Source organism: Streptococcus oralis, from assembly GCF_003944215.1.
In the GTDB taxonomy this organism is placed as follows: Bacteria; Bacillota; Bacilli; order Lactobacillales; family Streptococcaceae; genus Streptococcus; species Streptococcus oralis_BI.
Genome location: NZ_RJVZ01000003.1, coordinates 40934 through 60314, shown reverse-complemented (window position 1 = coordinate 60314; position 19381 = coordinate 40934). Strand labels below are relative to the sequence as shown.

Below are 19381 nucleotides of genomic sequence, written 5' to 3'. Positions count from 1 at the left end.
ATGGCAAAAACAGTCTATATAGCAGGTCTTGGATTGATTGGTGCTTCGATGGCGCTCGGTATCAGGCGCGATCATCCGGATTATGAAATTTTAGGTTATAATCGCAGTCAGGCTTCGAGAGACATTGCCTTGGAGCGGGGGATGATTGACTGTGCGACGGATGATTTTGCCAGTTTTGCTCCTCTGGCAGATGTCATCATCTTGACCTTGCCAATCAAGCAGACCATTGCTTTTATTAAGGAGCTGGCAAACTTAGACTTGAAAGAAGGCGTCATTATCTCGGATGCTGGCTCAACCAAGTCAGCCATCGTGGACACGGCAGAGCAGTATTTGGCTGGCAAGTCTGTTCGCTTTGTCGGGGCCCATCCCATGGCTGGTAGCCACAAGACAGGGGCTGCTTCTGCGGATGTTAATCTTTTTGAAAATGCCTACTATATCTTTACTCCATCGAGTTTAACTACTCCAGAAACCCTTTCAGAAATGAAGGACCTACTTTCTGGTCTCCATGCTCGTTTTATCGAGATTGATGCCAAGGAGCATGATCGGGTCACTTCTCAGATTAGTCATTTTCCACATATTCTGGCTTCCAGTCTAATGGAGCAGACGGCAGTTTATGCTCAAGAACATGATATGGCAAGATGCTTTGCGGCGGGAGGATTTCGAGATATGACCCGGATTGCGGAGAGTGAGCCAGGTATGTGGACTTCTATTCTCTTGTCCAATCGCGAGACCATCCTAGAGCGGATTGAGGATTTCAAGGAACGCTTAGATGAGATTGGTCAGGCTATTAGCAAGGGGGAAGAAGAGCAGATTTGGAACTTTTTCAACCAAGCGCGTGAGCAACGTCAGGCCATGGAAATCCATAAACGTGGTGGTGTGGATAGTTCTTATGACCTCTATGTCGATGTTCCCGATGAAGAAGATGTTATCTTGCGAATTTTGGAATTGCTAAGAGGAACTTCTTTGGTTAATATCCACATCAATGAGGAAAACCGTGAGGATGTTCACGGGATTCTACAAATTTCCTTTAAAAATGCTCAAGATTTAGAACGTGCTGAGCGCTTAATTTCAGAAAATACGGACTACACAGTCGTCATCAAATAAGGAGAAAATCATGTCAAATATTTACGATACTGCAAATGAACTCAGTCGCGGCTTACGCGAATTACCAGAATACAAGGCGGTCAAGGCGGCAAAAGATGCCATTCAAGCTGATACTGAAGCTAGCAAGATTTTTGCAGACTATGTCGCCTTCCAGCAAGAAATCCAAGTCATGGCGCAAACGGGACAAATGCCAGACGCCTCTTTCCAAGAAAAGATGCAGTCTTTCAGTAAGCAAATCCAAGAGAACGCTCTTTTGTCTGATTTCTTTGCCAAACAGCAACAATTGTCTATTTACCTTTCTGACATTGAAAAAATTGTCTTTGAACCTGTTTCGGAATTATTGAAATAGTATTTTATCTGTATAAAAGCCAGAAATTTCAGGAATTTCTGGCTTTTTTGTGATAAAATAAGAAAAGTATTGCAAGTATGAGGTCAACTATGAAACTAAAAACAAACATTCGCCACTTACATGGCAGTATCCGGGTACCAGGTGACAAGTCTATCAGCCACCGTTCGATTATTTTTGGAAGTTTGGCTGAGGGGGAGACCAAGGTTTATGATATTCTACGTGGAGAGGATGTGCTTTCAACCATGCAGGTCTTTCGTGACCTTGGTGTTGAAATTGAGGATAAAGACGGTGTTATTACCATTCAAGGTGTGGGCATGGATGGTTTAAAAGCTCCTCAAAATTCCTTGGATATGGGGAATTCTGGCACCTCGATTCGCCTGATCTCAGGTGTGCTTGCTGGTGCAGACTTCGAAGTAGAGATGTTTGGGGACGACAGTCTATCCAAACGTCCTATGGATCGTGTGACCCTTCCCTTGAAAAAAATGGGAGTCAGTATTTCTGGTCAAACAGAGCGAGATTTGCCTCCTCTGCACTTAAAAGGTACTAAAAACCTAACACCAATTCACTATGAGTTGCCAATCGCCTCTGCCCAAGTCAAGTCTGCCTTGATATTTGCAGCCTTGCAGGCTCAGGGGGAGTCCGTTATTATCGAGAAAGAATGCACTCGTAGCCACACCGAAGATATGCTACAACAATTTGGTGGTCATTTAAGTGTGGATGGCAAGAAAATCACAGTCCAAGGACCGCAAAAACTAACAGGACAAGAGGTTATCATTCCAGGAGATATTTCCAGTGCCGCCTTTTGGTTGGTCGCTGGTTTGATTGTGCCAGATTCTCGTGTGGTGCTGCAGAATGTGGGCATCAATGAAACGCGTACTGGTATTATTGATGTCATTCGTGCCATGGGTGGAAAACTAGAAATAACTGAAATCGACCCAGTCGCAAAATCTGCAACCCTAACTGTCGAGTCTTCTGACTTAAAAGGAACGGAGATTGGTGGAGCCTTGATTCCCCGATTGATTGATGAATTGCCGATTATTGCCCTTCTAGCGACCCAAGCGCAAGGTGTAACGGTCATTAAGGATGCTGAAGAACTCAAGGTCAAGGAAACCGACCGCATTCAGGTGGTGGCAGATGCCCTAAATAGCATGGGGACGGATATCACTCCTACAGCAGACGGGATGATTATCAAAGGAAAATCAGCCCTTCATGGCGCTAGAGTCAACACGCTTGGTGACCATCGAATTGGAATGATGACGGCCATTGCTGCTCTCTTGGTTGCAGATGGAGAAGTCGAGCTTGGCCGTGCAGAAGCCATCAATACCAGCTATCCTAGCTTCTTTGATGATTTGGAGAGCTTGATTCATGGCTAAGGTATTACTTGGATTTATGGGGTCAGGCAAGTCGACAATTGCTAGAGGATTGGACCCTGACTACTTCGATATGGATGCCTTAATCGAGGAAGGCTTAGGAATGTCCATTGCGGATTTTTTCGCTGAAAATGGAGAAGAAGCCTTTCGTCAGGTGGAGTCGGAAGTTCTAGCTGATTTACTAAAAACGGACCGAGTTGTGTCAACTGGCGGAGGAGTTGTTATTTCCCAGCGAAATCGTGACTTGCTCAAGACCAATCCTGATAACATCTACCTAAAAGCAGATTTTGAAACTCTCTACCAACGTATCGCAGCTGATAAGGGCAATCAGCGCCCGCTCTTTCTTAACAAAAGCAAGAAAGAATTAGCCAGTATTTTCCAAGAAAGACAGACTTGGTATGAGGAGGTAGCCAGTCGGATTTTGGATGTGACCAAGCTAAGCCCAGAGGAAATTATAGAGGAACTGAGATGAAAATTGCTTATCTAGGTCCCAAGGGATCATTTTCACACCATGTTGTGCAGACAGCTTTTCCTCAGGAGGAATTGCAGGCCTTTGCCAATATTACAGATGTCATCAAGGCCTATGAGCAAGGCTTGGTGGATTATTCTGTGGTGCCAGTTGAAAATTCTATCGAGGGTAGTGTTCATGAAAGTTTGGATTACCTTTTTCACCAGGCTCGCATCCAAGCAGTTGCAGAAATTGTTCAGCCCATTCATCAGCAGTTGATGGCAGTTTCAGGTCAGTCAAAAATTGAGAAGATTTTTTCTCATCCTCAGGCTCTGGCTCAGGGAAAGAAATTCATAGAGGAGCATTATCCAGAAGCCAAGCTTGAAGTGACGGCAAGTACAGCTTATGCAGCTCGCTTTATTGCTGAACATCCAGACCAACCTTTTGCAGCTATTGCCCCTAGAAACTCAGCTAGAGAGTATGGTTTGGAGCTGATAGCAGAAGATATCCAAGAAATGGAAGCCAATTTCACTCGTTTTTGGGTTTTAGGGCCTGAGATTCCCACTATCCCTTTGCAATCACAAACTGAAAAAATGAGTTTGGCCTTAACCTTACCGGACAATCTTCCCGGTGCTCTTTACAAGGCACTTTCGACCTTTGCTTGGAGAGGGATTGACTTAACAAAGATTGAAAGTCGCCCTTTGAAAACAGCCTTGGGAGAATATTTTTTCATTATTGATGTGGATTATAGTGCGCAAGAGCTGGTTCATTTTGCCAGACAAGAACTAGAAGCAATTGGAATCCAGTACAAGATACTGGGAACCTACCCTATTTTTACCATAACTTATATAGAAAAGGAGAGTCAATGAGCAAAGAAAATCCTTTAAGTCATCACGAGCAGTTACGTTATGACTATCTCTTCAAAAATATTCATTACCTCAACGACCGTGAACGGAGGGAGTTTGATTATCTGCAACAAAAAATGACAGGTCCCAAGTCTGAAGTTCACCATTTCTACCAAGAAGAAAAAGAAGAAACTTGGGGTAGAGATATTGATCTTCCGACTTATGGCAGTAGAAGTCGATCTAAGAGACGTGAAAAGGTAGCTCCTCTGCCTAAAGTCAAAAAGAAAAAAAGAAGAATTCGCTTCAAACGAATACTGACTTGGTTCTTGTTGTTGATTACATGTGTAGTTGCAGGTATGATTTTTATGTTTCTTCGAGGGTTCCAGTCAGCGGCTAATCCAACAAATAAGCCAGCTGATGCAAAAGCGGCACAAGTACAGGTGTTTAATGGTCAAGATACTAAAGACGGGGTGAATATCCTAATCATGGGGACAGATGGCCGTATTGGTCAAAACAGTGCAGAAACTCGCACAGACACGATTATGGTATTGAATGTTAGTGGTTCGGATAAGAAGATCAAGCTAGTCAGCTTCATGCGTGATAACCTAGTCTATATTGATGGCTACAGTCAGATTGTGAATGGCAAGAAACAAACGGATAATAAACTCAACGTGGCCTATGAACTTGGGGAGCAGGAGGGGCAAAGAGGGGCTGAAATGGCCCGCAAGGTTTTAAAAGATAACTTTGATTTGGACATTAAGTACTATGCTCTAGTGGATTTTCAGGCCTTCGCAACTGCTATTGATACACTATTTCCTGATGGAGTGACTATAGACGCTAAGTTTTCAACGTTAAATGGCCAGCCTTTAACAGAAGCTACAGTTGGAGATGACCTACATGCAACAGAAACGGAATCACCAACTCAAACTATTAAAGTTGGGAAACAGCAGATGAATGGCTCGACCTTGCTCAACTACGCTCGTTTCCGTGATGATGATGAAGGAGACTATGGTCGTACCAAACGTCAGCAGCAAGTCATGTCAGCTGTTCTTGAGCAAATCAAAGATCCAACCAAACTCTTTACAGGATCAGAGGCACTTGGAAAGGTCTTTGGAATGACCTCAACCAATCTACCTTATACCTTCCTGCTGACCAATGGTTTGTCAGTTATCGAAGGTGCACAGAATGGTATTGAAAGATTGACAGTGCCAGAACTTGGCGATTGGGTAGATGCTTACGATGTCTATGGAGGACAAGGTCTACTTGTCGACCAGAACAAATACCGGACTAAACTCGCCCAAATGGGAATGAGATAAGAGGTAGATAAATGAAAATCAAAGCTTCATTCACTGGTGAAAAGGGTGGATTGGGCTTTGATTTTTTACGGTATCTGATGGATTTTTAAGGCTTTTTTATGGTATAATAAAACGATATAACTCGTTATTGGACAGAAGAGGAGAGACATGAGTGATTTGAAAGCGATTCAGGCTCGTAGTCTGGAAATGGCTGAATATTTCGTCGCATTTTGTAAAGAACATGATTTGTTGTGCTATCTCTGTGGTGGGGGTGCTATCGGTGCCCTTCGTAACAAGGGTTTCATTCCTTGGGATGATGACCTAGATTTTTTTATGCCACGTAAGGACTATGAAAAATTAGCAGAACTGTGGCCTCGTTATGCAAATGAGCGCTATTTCTTATCAAAAAGTAACAAGGAGTTTCTAGACCGTAACCTTTTTATTACTATTCGTGATAAGGAAACAACTTGTATCAAGCCTTATCAGCAGGATTTGAATTTGCCACATGGTTTAGCCTTGGATGTTTTACCTTTGGACTATTATCCTAAAAATCCAGCTGAGCGTAAGAAACAGGTTCGCTGGGCCTTGATTTATTCACTTTTTTGCGCTCAAACTATCCCAGAAAAGCATGGTGCAGTCATGAAATGGGGAAGTCGCATTTTACTCGGTTTGACTCCCAAATCTCTACGCTATCGCATTTGGAAAAAAGCTGAGAAAGAAATGACCAAATACAATCTAGCTGAGAGCGATGGAATCACGGAATTATGCTCAGGTCCTGGCTACATGAGAAACAAATACCCAATCGCATCCTTTGAAGATAATCTCTTCTTGCCATTTGAAGGAACTGAGATGCCCATCCCAGTCGGCTATGATGCTTATCTCAGAACTGCTTTTGGCGATTATATGACACCTCCACCAGCGGACAAGCAAGTACCGCATCATGATGCGATAATAGCAGACATGGACAAGAGTTACACAGAGTACAAGGGAGAATATGGTGGATAAGAAAAAAATTCTGTTTTTCATGTGGTCCTTTTCTCTTGGAGGCGGAGCAGAGAAGATTCTATCTACCATTGTTTCAAATCTGGATCCAGAGAAGTATGATATTGATATTCTTGAAATGGAACACTTTGATAAGGGGTATGAAACGGTTCCTAACAATGTTCATATTTTAAAGGCTTTTCAGGATTATCGTCAACCAAGATGGTTACGAGCTCTTTTGTGGAGAATGAGAATCTATTTTCCAAGGCTAACTCGTCGTTTGTTTGTAAAAGATGATTATGATGTTGAAGTTTCTTTTACGATTATGAATCCACCGCTCTTGTTCTCAGAGCGGAAAGAAGTCAAGAAGATATCTTGGATTCATGGAAGTATTGAGGAATTCCTAAAGGATAGTTCAAAACGTGAATCACATAGACGTCAGTTAGATGCTGCGGATGCTATAGTAGGAATTTCAAAAAAGACCAGTAATTCTATCAAAGAAGTGTATCCAGACTATGCTTCGAAATTACAAACGGTATACAATGGTTATGATTTTAAGACTATTCTAGAAAAATCTCAAGAGAAGATAGATATCGAGATTGCGCCTCAAAGTATCTGTACCATTGGACGTATTGAGGAAAATAAGGGTTCTGACCGTGTAGTGGAAGTGATACGACTATTGCACCAAGAAGGAAAAAACTACCACCTTTACTTTATAGGTGCTGGTGACATGGAAGAGAAACTGAAAAAACGAGTCAAAGAGTATCAGCTTGAAGACTATATTCATTTTCTTGGTTATCAAAAAAATCCTTACCAGTATTTATCTCAGATGAAAGTTCTTCTGTCTATGTCTAATCAAGAAGGTTTTCCAGGAGTGTATGTGGAAGCCTTGAGTCTTGGAATCCCTTTTGTCTCTACTGATGTCGGAGGTGCCGAGGAATTATCCCAAGAAGACCGATTCGGACAAATCATTGAGAGCGACCAAGAGGCGGCTCAGGCAATTACGAACTATATGACTTCTGCTTCAAACTTTGATGTTAATGAAGCTAGCCAATTCATTCAACAATTTACAATTGCCAAACAAATCGAACAAGTAGAAAAACTATTAGAGGAGTAGCATGGAAACTGCATTAATTAGTGTGATTGTTCCAGTCTATAATGTGGCGCAATACCTAGAAAAATCGATAGCTTCCATTCAGAAGCAGACCTATCAAAATTTGGAAATCATTCTTGTTGATGATGGGTCAACGGATGAAAGTGGTCGCTTGTGTGATTCAATCGCTGAACAAGATGATAGGGTGTTAGTGCTTCATAAAAATAACGAAGGCCTGTCACAAGCGCGAAACGATGGAATGAAGCAGGCTCAGGGGGATTATCTGATTTTTATTGACTCGGATGATTATATCTATCCAGAAATGATTCAGAGTTTATATGAGCAATTAATTCAAGAAGATGCAGATGTTTCGAGCTGTGGTGTCATGAATGTCTATGCTAATGATGAAAGTCCACAGTCAGCCAATCAGGATGACTATTTTGTCTGTGATTCTCAAACATTTCTAAAGGAATATCTCATAGGTGAAAAAATACCTGGAACGATCTGCAATAAGTTAATTAAGAGAGAGATTGCAACTGCTCTATCCTTTCCAAAGGGATTGATTTACGAAGATGCTTATTATCATTTTGATTTGATCAAGTTGGCTAAGAAGTACGTTGTTAATACCAAACCCTATTATTACTATTTCCATAGAGAGGATAGCATTACAACCAAACCTTATGCAGAGAAGGATTTAGCCTATATTGATATCTACCAAAAGTTTTACAATGAAGTTGTGAAAAACTATCCTGACTTGAAGGAGGTCGCTTTCTTCAGATTGGCCTATGCCCACTTCTTTATTCTGGATAAGATGCTTTTGATAGAGGATTATAGAGAAATTAAAGAATATCCAGTGATTTATCATTTTTTGAAGAAGCACGCTTTTTCTGTTTTTAAAAATCCTATTTTTAGAACGGGGAGACGAATTAGTGCTTTAGCTCTATTTTTAAACATACGATTGTATCGAATATTGTTACTAAAAAATATTGAACAGTCAAGAAAAATTAATTAGAAAAGGAGGAGAGAAATGATTGATGGCAAACGAATATTGCTTTGTGCGACCATTCTAAGCTATTTCTTAACAATTTTAAGTGGCATCACTTATTTGTTTACAAATGAGAATGTCGTACTTTTAACGACTCTACTATTGTTGCTGATTAGTAGCCTTCTATTTTGCTGGAATAATATAAAATATTATTTAATTCACTTTATTTTTTATATTACAATTTTTATATTTTTGGTATCCAGACCCACGATAGATTACTTTAGAGATGGAGCCTTAGACACTTACCAACCTATTGCTTACCGTTTTTCTTTTTTGGTGGTAATTGTCTCAATATTGGGACTGACAATAGGAGGATTCATTGCTAGTTATTACATTAACAGAAAAAAAGTTCAAGACATAGAAGTTAGACAAGAATCTACTGTAAACTTTATAAAAAACTTACGTTTTGTATCACTGAGTGTATTTTTGATTACCTATCCATTTTACTTTTTAAGACTACTTGAACGTTTGCTTTATCGTTTACAGACTTCTTATTACAACTATTATGCAAATTTTGAGAGTCAACTTCCATATTTTACCTATATCTTATCGACATTTACGGTTTATGCGATGTGTATGTACTTGGCAACCAAACCAAAGAAATTACACGCGACAGCAGTGTTAGTGTCCTTTATTATCGCAAATACTATTCATTTAGCAATAGGGACACGCAATCCTTTCATTTTAAGTATTCTATTTACTTTTGTATATTATTTTATGCGTGAGCAGACTGAAAAGGGAAAATGGATTGGCTTCAAAGAGAAATTGGCCATTTTTGTTGGCTCACCTATTCTTATGTTAGCAATGGGAATTCTTAATTATGTGCGAGACAATGTGCAAGTTTCTCATACAGGATTTTGGGATATTCTTCTTGATTTTATTTATAAACAGGGAACCAGTTTTGGAGTATTGGCGAGAGGATTTTTATATAATAGTAGTCTCCCTTATAGAGATTTTCGGAATTTCACCTTTGGTCCTATAATTGACTATTTTGCAAGGGGAAGTTTGGGAATCATTTTTGGAGCGAAACCATTTGAACATACAACAAATAGTATTGAATTGGCCATTGATAGTAATAGCTACGCTAATAACTTATCTTATCTTGTCCTAAACAAGGAATACTTAAAAGGTCATGGTATTGGTAGCAGTTACATCATGGAGTTGTATACCGATTATGGTATGATGGGAGTTTTCCTACTAAGTCTCCTACTTGGCTTATTATTTATAGCAATGTTGCAAGTTGCTTATCGCTCGAAAACCATCTTATTCGCTTTGTCCCTATTAATCTTGAATAATATTTTCTTTATGCCAAGAAGTAGCTTTTCGGAAAGTTTCTTTAACCTGTTTACAATGCAATTCTGGGGAATTGTTCTTGTTATGCTATTTGTCGCTAAAATGATTACTAAAAAAATCAATATCTAATACAAAAAAGGAGTTAACTCATGTTTGAACACTATTCAGTAGAGGATCTATTTGCAAATCTCTATAAAAAACGGAAAATGAATCTGCTAGTCTTGATTGTTTTGTTTGCACTTATCGCTGTGCCATTTACGCTTACAGCGGTCAAAAACAAAAATACGGTGAAAGATACATCTAGCTATTCAACTTATATTACTTATAAAATTACGCCTCCAGAGGATTCTTCAAAAGTAATTTTGAACCACCAAGCTGGAAGATACAGTGATTTTTATGCTAAATTGATTGATGGTAATCTAAATGGAGCCTTTCTTTTTAATGATGTTGATTCAGATAAAATGAAAAAAATTGCTAGTGATTTGGATACGACAGAGTCAGCCTTAAAAAATTCAACCAGTGACTACTGGACTAAAAAATTAACGGTAAACTCATTAATTGATAACGCAGGTATAAGTATCAAAATTTTAACACCTAGTAAAGAGGTAAATGATTTTCTTGAGACCAAATTTGATTCATTAATTGATAAATTTAAGAGTACCTATGCAAATGTTAAAATTGAAAAGTTAGAAACAGTCAATTCAAAAGAATTAAATCCTAGTGGTGAAATTACAGTTGGCTTCAATCTTAAAAATCTAGTTTTGCGCTTAGCGGTTATAGGAGTTCTATGTGTTGTTCTCCTTATTATGGGAAATGTTCTTGTCTACATTTTTAATCCGACAATTAATCGTGCAGGCGACTTTTTGGCCTATCAACTAGATTTTGTTTCAAATATCACTACCAATGATAACCTATCACAACTTTTGAGTTATAGATGTGAAGGTCAACCGTTAGCAGTTGTTAGTTCAGATAGTCGTATCTTAAAGAAATTACAAGAAAATTACAAATTAAATATAGAGGGTATTCATTTTGTAGATTTGCAAAATGTAAAAGATCTTTTAGCAACGGACAATATTCTATTCGTTGAGGAATATGGTGTTACTCGTTATAAAAAATTTGAAGAAAGCTTGCAGATGGTTAGAAATCTAAATCGTTCAGTTTTAGGAGTCATAGCTTTTAATCTATAAAGTATCTTTATAAAAAGTGAAGAGGTTCAATACTTAAAGAGGACGTGATAGTCCTCTTTTTTATGCCTACGATAAGGTAGAAAGGAAGTCCAATGATATTAGGGTTAGGGTTATCAACCTATCTTTGAACGAAGAAGAAACTTATAATAAGCGAAATAGAAATGCGTTTTTGAAATTAGTTTTCTCAATCAAAAAGGCCTTTTTAACTAACTTTATGATATAATAAACAACGAGGTAGATTGAATGAAAAGTATAAAATTAAATGCTCTGGCTTTTATGGGGATTCGTGTTTTAAATATTATTTTCCCTATTTTAACAGGTACATATGTTGCTCGTGTTTTGGATCGAACAGATTATGGTTATTTTAACTCTGTTGATACCATCCTATCTTTCTTCTTGCCCTTTGCAACTTATGGGGTTTATAACTACGGCCTTCGTGCCATTAGCAATGTGAAAGATAATAAAAAAGAGCTAAACAAAGTTTTCTCTAGTCTTTTTTATTTGTGTGTTGCTTGTACTATTATTACAACACTTGTGTATATTTTCTCCTATCCATTATTCTTTACATCTAATCCTATTATTCAAAGGATCTATTTAGTAATGGGAGTGCAACTCGTTGCTCAGATTTTTTCAATTGAGTGGGTTAATGAGGCGCTTGAAAATTATAGCTTTTTATTTTATAAAACAGCTTTCATACGTGTTCTCATGTTGGTATCAATATTTTTATTTGTAAAAAACGAACACGATATTGTTGTTTATACTCTGGTAATGAGTCTATCAACCCTAATTAACTATCTCATTAGTTATTTCTGGATTAAACGAGATATAAAATTTGTAAAAGTTTCACTAAGTGAATTCAAACCGCTCCTCCTTCCACTGACAGCCATGCTTATTTTTGCGAATGCAAATATGTTATTTACTTTTCTTGACCGTCTATTCCTTGTAAAAACGGGGATTGATGTGAATGTCAGCTACTATACCATTGCACAACGAATTGTAACGGTTATTGCGGGGGTTGTTACGGGTGCAATTGGAGTTAGTGTCCCTCGTTTAAGTTATTATCTTGGAAAAGGAAAGAAAGAGGAGTATGTAAATCTAGTTAACCGAGGAAGTCGTATTTTCAATTTCTTTATCATTCCCCTTAGTATAGGCTTAATGATTTTGGGACCCCAAGCTATCTTAGTATATGGTAGTGAAAAATATATAGGTGGCGGTATTTTAACTTCTCTCTTTGCTGTTCGAACGATTATTCTCGCTCTAGATACAATTCTAGGATCGCAAATCCTCTTTACAAATGGATATGAGAGAAGAATTACCGTCTATACTGTTTTTGCTGGTATTTTGAACCTTATTTTAGATAGTTTACTCTATTTTTATGATATCTATACACCAGAGTATTATCTGATTACAACTATGCTATCTGAAACATTCCTTTTGATTCTTTATATTCTCTTTATCAATAAGCGTAAACTCATCAACTTACGGCACATTCTAAAGTATACTTTACGGTATTCCCTCTTCTCATCGACATTTATTCTGATTTACTTCCTAGTCAATTTTATATATCCGGTACAAATGGTTATCAACTTGCCGCTCTTTATTAATATGTTTATCATTATGGCGTTATCTGCACTCAGTTATATTGGCTTACTAGTATGGACAAAAGATAGTATTTTCTATGAATTTTTAGGACACTTTATTTCGCTAAAAAAACGCGTTATAAAATAATAGGAGGAATATATGAGAAAATTAAGCATTGAAGAAGCTAAAAAGCTTGAACTTGATATTTTAGACTTTATAGATTCCTTTTGTAAGGAGCACGGCATCAACTATTGTATTAACTATGGGACCTTGATTGGTGCTATTCGACATAAGGGATTTATTCCTTGGGATGATGATATAGACCTTTCTATGACTCGTGAAAACTATGAAAAGTTTATTCAGTTATTTAGTGAGAAGCAATCAAGATATAAACTTCTCTCGTTGGAAACGGATGACCAATATTTTAATAACTTTATCAAAATTGTAGATCCTACAACAAAAATAATCGATACGAGAAATACAAAAACTTATGATTCGGGTGTATTCATTGATATTTTTCCGATGGATACATTTAATGATAGTAAGGTCGTTGATATCTGCTATAAGTTGGAAAGTTTTAAACTATTGTCCTTCAGTAAGCACAAGAATATTGTTTATGGAGATAGCAAGTTAAAAGATTTGATTCGTACTTTATTCTGGCTTCTTCTTCGCCCCGTTTCTCCACGCTTCTTTGCTAATCAAATCGAAAAGCAAATTCAAAAATATAGAGTTGAGAATGGGGAATACATAGCTTTCATTCCGTCAAAAGCTAAGGAAAAGGAAATTTTTCCAAGAGATATGTTTGATGAACTGATTGAAACGCCTTTTGAACATCTTGTTCTTCCAGCGCCTAAACATTTTGATGCTGTTTTAAAACAGTTTTATGATGATTATATGACGGTGCCACCTAAAGAAAAACAGATTTATATCCATGAATTTGAAGCCTATAAATTGGAGGATTAAATGCAGTATTTAGAAAAAAATGAGATTAAAACTATTCAACTGGGCATTTTGGACTATATTGACGAAATTTGTAAAAAAAATAATATTTCTTATTTCCTCAGCTATGGAACAATGTTGGGAGCTGTTCGTCATAAAGGCATGATTCCTTGGGATGATGACATTGATATTTCTCTGTATAGAGAAGACTATGAACGTTTATTGAAAGCTATTGAAGAGGACCAGCATCCTATTTATCAAGTCCTCTCCTATGATACTTCATCTTGGTATTTCCATAATTTTGCGGCTATTTTAGATACATCAACTGTCATTGAGGATAATGTAAAGTATAAGCGTCATGATACTAGTTTGTTTATTGATGTCTTTCCAATCGATCAATTTTCAGATTTGAGCATCGTTGATAAGAGCTATAAATATGTTGCCTTGCGTCAGCTTGCCTATATCAAAAAAGAACGTGCGGTTCACGGAGATAGCAAATTAAAGGATTTTCTTCGATTGTGTACGTGGTATCCTCTTAGACTTGTTAATCCGAGATACTTCTTTAAGAAAATCGATCAATTAGTAAAAAATAGTGTGACAGAAAATCCTACTTATGAAGGAGCTGTTGGAGTTGGAAAAGAAAAAATGAAAGAAGTCTTTCCAGCAGGGACCTTTAAAGAACTGATTTTAACAGAATTTGAAGGGAGAATGTTGCCAATTCCTAAAAATTATGATGCCTTTTTAACACAGATGTATGGTGATTATATGACTCCTCCATCAAAAGAAATGCAGGAGTGGTATAGCCATAGTATAAAGGCCTATCGTAAGATAGAGAAGTAGCCCAGTTTCATAGGAGAGCGAGTCTTTTGAGTGTTTATTGGGAAAATCAGGATAGTACTATTCATATACAAAGCAGGATATGAAAATAGGCTAAAATGATGGTTCATAGAAATGATAAAGGAAAGTGTGATATACAATGAAGAATACAAAGATAAGAAAGTTAATATCATTTAGTTTTCTCATATGTACTTTAATTATGGCTGCCAAATTATCATCAGTCGATGCGGATACCATTTCCGCAGGGGATGGTAATCGAATCCACTTTATTAATTTAAAATCTAAGTCAGGGAGTGATGCCATTCTCTTAGAAAGCAGAGGGCACTTTGCTTTAATTGATATGGGTGAGGATTATGATTTCCCAGATGGAAGCAATCCACGTTATCCAGATAGGTGGGGAATTACCATGGACAATGATCAAGTTTTAGAGGATCGATTGTTCCGTCATCTGAAACAGGTTGGTGTTGAAAAACTAGATTTTATCTTGGGTACTCATGTCCACAGTGATCATATTGGTTCTGCAGATGAAGTACTAAAACATTATCCTGTTGATAAATTTTATCTGAAAAGATACTCAGATGAACGCATTACAACACAGTGGAGGTTGTGGGATAATCTCTATAACTATGATAATGCGGTTAAAACAGCTCTTGAACGTGGTGTAAATCTTATACAAGATATCTCTGACAACGACAGCCACTTTACCATGGGTGATATGGATATTCAGCTTTATAACTACAAAAATGAGTATGACAGTGAAGGAAAGCTTAAAAAGGTTTTCGATGATAATTCAAACTCAATAGTTGCTGTTGTTACTGTAGCTGGAAAGAGAATCTATCTAGGTGGAGATTTGGATAATGCCGAAGGAGCAGAAGATAAGTTAGGCCCGGTTATCGGTAAGGTTGATATGATGAAATGGAACCATCATTATGATGCGACAATTTCAAATACAGTTAACTTTATTAATAATTTATCACCAAGTATTGTTGTTCAGACAAGTGGATCAGATATCAATCGTGAATCCACTAGAGCTCTACTTCGAGAAAAGAATATAAAAATAGTAAAAGCTTATAGTCATACCAAAGATGCGACTGTTTTTGATATAGATAAAGAAGGATTTACTAACGTTTCGGAAGTTTTTCCCGATATACCGACAGTTAGAGAAAAATGGTATAAAGAAGACGGTTACTGGAAATATCGCTTGTCCGATGGTGAAATGACGATTGGTTGGCGAAAAATAGATGGTGTTTATTATTTCTTCAATGGACAAGGACAAATGCAAGCTGGCAAATGGTTGCACTTGAAAGATTCTAGAGAAAAAATTGATGGAAACTGGTATTACCTAAATAACAACGGTGACATGCGAGAAACTGGTTGGTTTAACCAAGATGGTAATTGGTACTATATTACATCAACGGGAGCAAGAAGCTATAATGAACTCTTAGAAATTGCGGGGCAGAAATACCTATTTGATAAAGATGGTAAGATGCTAACAGGATATCAAGTCTTTAATGGAAAGAAGATGTTCTTTGCAGACAGTGGTGCACTACAAACAGCAGGTAAGCCTTCAACTTGGCAAAAGATTTCCTCAGATTGGTATTTCTATGACGAAGATGGTCTTCGGACTGTCGGTAAAAAGAATATCAATGGAGCTACATACTACTTTAATCAAGAAGGTGTCATGCAAACGGGTTGGGCCTTTATTGATGGTCACTGGAACTATTTTGCAAGTTCTGGAGCTATGAAAACCGGCTGGGTCAAGGATCAGGAAACATGGTATTATCTGGATAAAGATGGCATCATGTTAACTGGCAGACAAGATATTAATGGTGTCCGTTACTATTTGAATGCCAGTGGTGCCATGCAAACAGGCTGGGCCTTTATTGATGGTCACTGGAACTATCTTGCAAGTTCTGGAGTTATGAAAACTGGTTGGTTGAAAGATAATGAATCATGGTATTATTTGAACCCCGAAACAGGTATCATGGCTGTAGGCTCTAAAGAAATTGACGGTAAGAACTATTTCTTCAGCTCTGCAGGTACTATGCAAGTTGGATGGCAGTGGTCAAATGATTCTTGGCATTATTACGCTACGTCTGGCGCAGTCCAAACTGGTTGGTTGAAAGATGGTGATGCCTGGTATTATCTTGAAGGTAAGGAAGGCGTTATGTTAGTCGGCCTCCATCAAGTAGATGGTAAGCAATATTATTTTAGCAAATCTGGAGCCATGCAAACTGGATGGAAATGGTTTGATAATCATTACCGTTACTTTGAATCAAATGGAGCCATGAAAACTGGTTGGATAAAAGACAAAGGCGTCTGGTATTATCTAAATCCTGAAGATGGCATCATGTTGGTTGGCCTTCATAAAGTAAATGGTGATCATTATTACTTTGATGAGTCGGGAGCTATGCAAACTGGTTGGAAACAGCTTGATAGTAACTGGTACTATTTCCAAGCTGATGGTTCTTTGTTGAAGAACGCAACGACACCTGATGGTTACAAGGTAAACGAAGAAGGAATTTGGAAATTAAGTCAAGCCACTGTAGCAGTGGAGCAAGATAAGAAAGAGCAGATAACTGAAACTTCTAATTCGGCTGAGAATTCATCTCATGTTGAGGATAATTCTTCACACCATATGATTGAGGAATAAATGTGATGTGTAAACACCTTAGAAGCAGGTAGGACTAAACCTGATTTTAAGGTGTTTTTTAAGTTTTATATTGACGCTGATATTATAAAGTTAACTCTAAATACACAATATTCTCGCTTCATTCTTTTGATAAAATCGTAAAAATCTAGTATAATAGATAGACTGAAAGTATGAGGTTAGTAGAAATGAAGATGAAACAAATTAGTGATACAACACTGAAAATCACGATGACTTTAGATGATTTGATGGATCGGGGAATGGAGATTGCAGACTTTCTCGTTCCTCAGGAAAAAACAGAAGAGTTTTTCTATGCTATTTTAGATGAATTAGAGATGCCAGACAATTTCTTGGATAGTGGCATGCTGAGTTTCCGTGTGACGCCAAAACCAGATAAGGTCGATGTCTTTGTGACCAAGTCCAAGATTGACCAGAATCTGGATTTTGAAGATTTGGCGGACCTGCCTGACATGGAAGAATTGGCCCAAATGTCGCCGGACGAATTTCTCAAAACCTTGGAAAAGAGTATCGCAGAAAAGACCAAGGACGATATTGAAACTATTCAGTCTCTAGAACAGGTAGAAGCTAAAGAAGAAGAGCAAGAGCAGACAGAAAAGGAAACGGAGAACAAGAAGGAACCTTATATCTACTATATCTTGCGTTTCGCAAATCTTGCAGACCTAGTTGCTTTTGCAAAGACGGTTAACTACCAGATGGAAACATCTGAACTCTATAAGATGAATGACCACTATTATTTGACAATTTTAGTCGATATTGAAAATCATCCAAGTCAATATCCAGCCTGGCTCTTGGCTCGAATGCGTGAATTCGCAGACGACAGTGATATCAGTCGTTCGGTCTTACAAGAATATGGTCAAATCTTGATTAACCACGATGCAGTTCTTGGTCTGCAAAAGATTAGTTCATAGTTTTTGGGAATCAATTTTCACTTATCAGAAAAGGCGAATCGATGATTCGTTTTTTCTTTTCTATCTATAAATAGTGGTTTTCTTGGATAGGAATTTTCTCAAAATTTTGTTATAATGGCTATATCAGAAAATTTCTAGGAGACAAACATGACAGTTAAAATTGCTTTACTTGGATTTGGTACCGTTGCAAGTGGCGTGCCTTTCCTCCTAAAGGAAAATGGAGAAAAAATCGTTCAGTCAGCTCATTCAGAGATTGAAGTAGCCAAGGTATTGGTCAAGGATGAAGATGAAAAGAACCGCTTGCTTGCAGCAGGGAATGACTTTAACTTTGTAACCAATGTAGACGATATTTTATCAGACAAGGACATTACTATCGTAGTGGAATTGATGGGGCGTATCGAACCAGCTAAAACCTTTATCACTCGTGCCTTAGAAGCTGGAAAACACGTTGTTACTGCTAACAAGGACCTTTTGGCTGTCCATGGTGCAGAATTGTTAGAAATCGCTAAAGAGCATAATGTAGCACTTTACTACGAAGCGGCAGTAGCTGGTGGTATTCCAATTCTTCGTACCTTGGCAAATTCTCTGGCGTCTGACAAAATCACTCGTGTTCTTGGTGTTGTTAACGGAACTTCTAACTTTATGATGACCAAAATGGTCGAAGAAGGCTGGTCTTATGATGATGCTCTGGCTGAAGCTCAAAGACTTGGATTTGCAGAAAGTGATCCTACAAATGATGTTGATGGGATTGACGCAGCTTACAAGATGGTCATTTTGAGCCAGTTTGCTTTTGGTATGAAGGTTGCCTTTGACGATGTTGTCCACAAGGGAATCCGCAACATCACACCAGAAGACGTAGCTGTAGCCCAAGATCTTGGCTATGTAGTGAAATTGGTTGGTTCTATCGAGGAAACTCCTTCAGGAATTGCTGCAGAAGTGACTCCAACCTTCCTTCCTAAAGCACATCCACTTGCCAGTGTCAATGGGGTAATGAACGCCGTCTTTGTAGAGTCTATCGGTATCGGTGAGTCTATGTACTATGGGCCAGGTGCAGGTCAAAAACCAACTGCAACAAGTGTTGTAGCGGACATTGTCCGTATCGTTCGTCGCTTGAATGATGGTACCATTGGTAAAGACTTTAACGAATATAGCCGTGATTTGGTCTTGGCAAATCCAGAAGATGTCAAAGCAAACTACTATTTCTCAATCTTGGCACCAGACTCAAAAGGTCAGGTCTTGAAACTTGCTGAAATCTTTAATGCTCAAGATATTTCCTTCAAGCAAATCCTCCAAGATGGAAAAGAGGATGACAAGGCGCGTGTAGTGATTATTACTCATAAGATTAATAAAGCACAACTTGAGAATGTTTCATCAGAGTTGGCCAAAGCTTCAGAATTTGACCTCTTGAATACTTTCAAGGTGTTAGGAGACTAGG

The 19381-nt window shown here is 38.0% G+C and carries 17 protein-coding genes; all 17 read left to right on the top strand.

The window, feature by feature from the left end; translation table 11 throughout:
• The 17 genes from D8804_RS02340 to D8804_RS02260 all read left to right on the top strand — a co-directional run bounded on the left by D8804_RS02340 (position 1) and on the right by D8804_RS02260 (position 19380).
• On the top strand, positions 1-1104 hold the full coding sequence (locus tag D8804_RS02340) for a prephenate dehydrogenase (RefSeq protein WP_125398685.1): 1104 nt from the start codon (positions 1-3) through the stop codon (positions 1102-1104).
• A gap of 10 nt (positions 1105-1114) precedes the next feature.
• Positions 1115-1453: a YlbF/YmcA family competence regulator gene (locus D8804_RS02335; RefSeq protein ID WP_125398684.1), complete on the top strand. Its 339-nt coding sequence runs from the start codon at positions 1115-1117 to the stop codon at positions 1451-1453.
• A gap of 89 nt (positions 1454-1542) precedes the next feature.
• Positions 1543-2826, top strand: coding sequence for a 3-phosphoshikimate 1-carboxyvinyltransferase (gene aroA, locus D8804_RS02330; RefSeq protein ID WP_125398683.1), 1284 nt, complete (start codon positions 1543-1545; stop codon positions 2824-2826).
• Entirely contained in the window at positions 2819-3295 is a 477-nt protein-coding gene (locus D8804_RS02325) for a shikimate kinase (protein ID WP_125398682.1), read from the top strand. Before aroA ends, D8804_RS02325 begins: the two co-directional genes overlap by 8 nt.
• Positions 3292-4140, top strand: a complete 849-nt coding sequence (gene pheA, locus D8804_RS02320) for a prephenate dehydratase (RefSeq protein WP_125398681.1) — start codon at positions 3292-3294, stop codon at positions 4138-4140. The genes D8804_RS02325 and pheA overlap by 4 nt, the downstream gene beginning before the upstream one ends.
• Positions 4137-5432 carry an LCP family protein gene (locus D8804_RS02315; protein ID WP_125398680.1) on the top strand — a complete coding sequence of 432 codons (1296 nt, stop codon included), beginning with the start codon at positions 4137-4139 and terminating at the stop codon, positions 5430-5432. Before pheA ends, D8804_RS02315 begins: the two co-directional genes overlap by 4 nt.
• A 147-nt stretch (positions 5433-5579) precedes the next feature.
• Entirely contained in the window at positions 5580-6416 is an 837-nt protein-coding gene (locus tag D8804_RS02310; RefSeq protein WP_125398679.1) for a LicD family protein, read from the top strand.
• Positions 6406-7509 (top strand): glycosyltransferase, encoded by a 1104-nt coding sequence (locus D8804_RS02305; RefSeq protein ID WP_125398678.1) that lies wholly within the window; start codon positions 6406-6408, stop codon positions 7507-7509. Before D8804_RS02310 ends, D8804_RS02305 begins: the two co-directional genes overlap by 11 nt.
• Position 7510: 1 nt before the next feature.
• A complete protein-coding gene (locus D8804_RS02300; RefSeq protein WP_125398677.1) occupies positions 7511-8497 on the top strand; it encodes a glycosyltransferase family 2 protein in 987 nt (328 codons plus the stop codon).
• A 15-nt stretch (positions 8498-8512) separates the two neighbouring features.
• On the top strand, positions 8513-9952 hold the full coding sequence (locus D8804_RS02295) for an O-antigen polysaccharide polymerase Wzy family protein (protein WP_125398676.1): 1440 nt from the start codon (positions 8513-8515) through the stop codon (positions 9950-9952).
• Positions 9953-9972: 20 nt separating this feature from the next.
• Positions 9973-11010, top strand: coding sequence for a teichoic acid biosynthesis protein TarQ (gene tarQ / locus D8804_RS02290; protein ID WP_125398675.1), 1038 nt, complete (start codon positions 9973-9975; stop codon positions 11008-11010).
• Positions 11011-11253: 243 nt separating this feature from the next.
• Entirely contained in the window at positions 11254-12738 is a 1485-nt protein-coding gene (locus tag D8804_RS02285; RefSeq protein WP_125398674.1) for an oligosaccharide flippase family protein, read from the top strand.
• A 12-nt stretch (positions 12739-12750) separates the two neighbouring features.
• Positions 12751-13554, top strand: a complete 804-nt coding sequence (locus D8804_RS02280; RefSeq protein WP_125398673.1) for a LicD family protein — start codon at positions 12751-12753, stop codon at positions 13552-13554.
• Positions 13555-14370, top strand: coding sequence for a LicD family protein (locus D8804_RS02275; RefSeq protein ID WP_125398672.1), 816 nt, complete (start codon positions 13555-13557; stop codon positions 14368-14370).
• Between the two features lie 136 nt (positions 14371-14506).
• Positions 14507-17020, top strand: coding sequence for an MBL fold metallo-hydrolase (locus tag D8804_RS02270; protein WP_125398671.1), 2514 nt, complete (start codon positions 14507-14509; stop codon positions 17018-17020).
• Positions 17021-17205: 185 nt separating this feature from the next.
• Positions 17206-17946 (top strand): adaptor protein MecA, encoded by a 741-nt coding sequence (mecA, locus tag D8804_RS02265; RefSeq protein WP_125398775.1) that lies wholly within the window; start codon positions 17206-17208, stop codon positions 17944-17946.
• Positions 17947-18093: 147 nt separating this feature from the next.
• On the top strand, positions 18094-19380 hold the full coding sequence (locus D8804_RS02260) for a homoserine dehydrogenase (RefSeq protein ID WP_125398670.1): 1287 nt from the start codon (positions 18094-18096) through the stop codon (positions 19378-19380).
• Position 19381 lies beyond the last annotated feature (1 nt).

Coding starts and splice junctions, on each gene's coding strand:
- D8804_RS02340 (WP_125398685.1), top strand. CDS start 1: ATGGCAAAAACAGTCTATATAGCAGGTCTTGGATTGATTGGTGCTTCG.
- D8804_RS02335 (WP_125398684.1), top strand. CDS start 1,115: ATGTCAAATATTTACGATACTGCAAATGAACTCAGTCGCGGCTTACGC.
- aroA (WP_125398683.1), top strand. CDS start 1,543: ATGAAACTAAAAACAAACATTCGCCACTTACATGGCAGTATCCGGGTA.
- D8804_RS02325 (WP_125398682.1), top strand. CDS start 2,819: ATGGCTAAGGTATTACTTGGATTTATGGGGTCAGGCAAGTCGACAATT.
- pheA (WP_125398681.1), top strand. CDS start 3,292: ATGAAAATTGCTTATCTAGGTCCCAAGGGATCATTTTCACACCATGTT.
- D8804_RS02315 (WP_125398680.1), top strand. CDS start 4,137: ATGAGCAAAGAAAATCCTTTAAGTCATCACGAGCAGTTACGTTATGAC.
- D8804_RS02310 (WP_125398679.1), top strand. CDS start 5,580: ATGAGTGATTTGAAAGCGATTCAGGCTCGTAGTCTGGAAATGGCTGAA.
- D8804_RS02305 (WP_125398678.1), top strand. CDS start 6,406: ATGGTGGATAAGAAAAAAATTCTGTTTTTCATGTGGTCCTTTTCTCTT.
- D8804_RS02300 (WP_125398677.1), top strand. CDS start 7,511: ATGGAAACTGCATTAATTAGTGTGATTGTTCCAGTCTATAATGTGGCG.
- D8804_RS02295 (WP_125398676.1), top strand. CDS start 8,513: ATGATTGATGGCAAACGAATATTGCTTTGTGCGACCATTCTAAGCTAT.
- tarQ (WP_125398675.1), top strand. CDS start 9,973: ATGTTTGAACACTATTCAGTAGAGGATCTATTTGCAAATCTCTATAAA.
- D8804_RS02285 (WP_125398674.1), top strand. CDS start 11,254: ATGAAAAGTATAAAATTAAATGCTCTGGCTTTTATGGGGATTCGTGTT.
- D8804_RS02280 (WP_125398673.1), top strand. CDS start 12,751: ATGAGAAAATTAAGCATTGAAGAAGCTAAAAAGCTTGAACTTGATATT.
- D8804_RS02275 (WP_125398672.1), top strand. CDS start 13,555: ATGCAGTATTTAGAAAAAAATGAGATTAAAACTATTCAACTGGGCATT.
- D8804_RS02270 (WP_125398671.1), top strand. CDS start 14,507: ATGAAGAATACAAAGATAAGAAAGTTAATATCATTTAGTTTTCTCATA.
- mecA (WP_125398775.1), top strand. CDS start 17,206: ATGAAGATGAAACAAATTAGTGATACAACACTGAAAATCACGATGACT.
- D8804_RS02260 (WP_125398670.1), top strand. CDS start 18,094: ATGACAGTTAAAATTGCTTTACTTGGATTTGGTACCGTTGCAAGTGGC.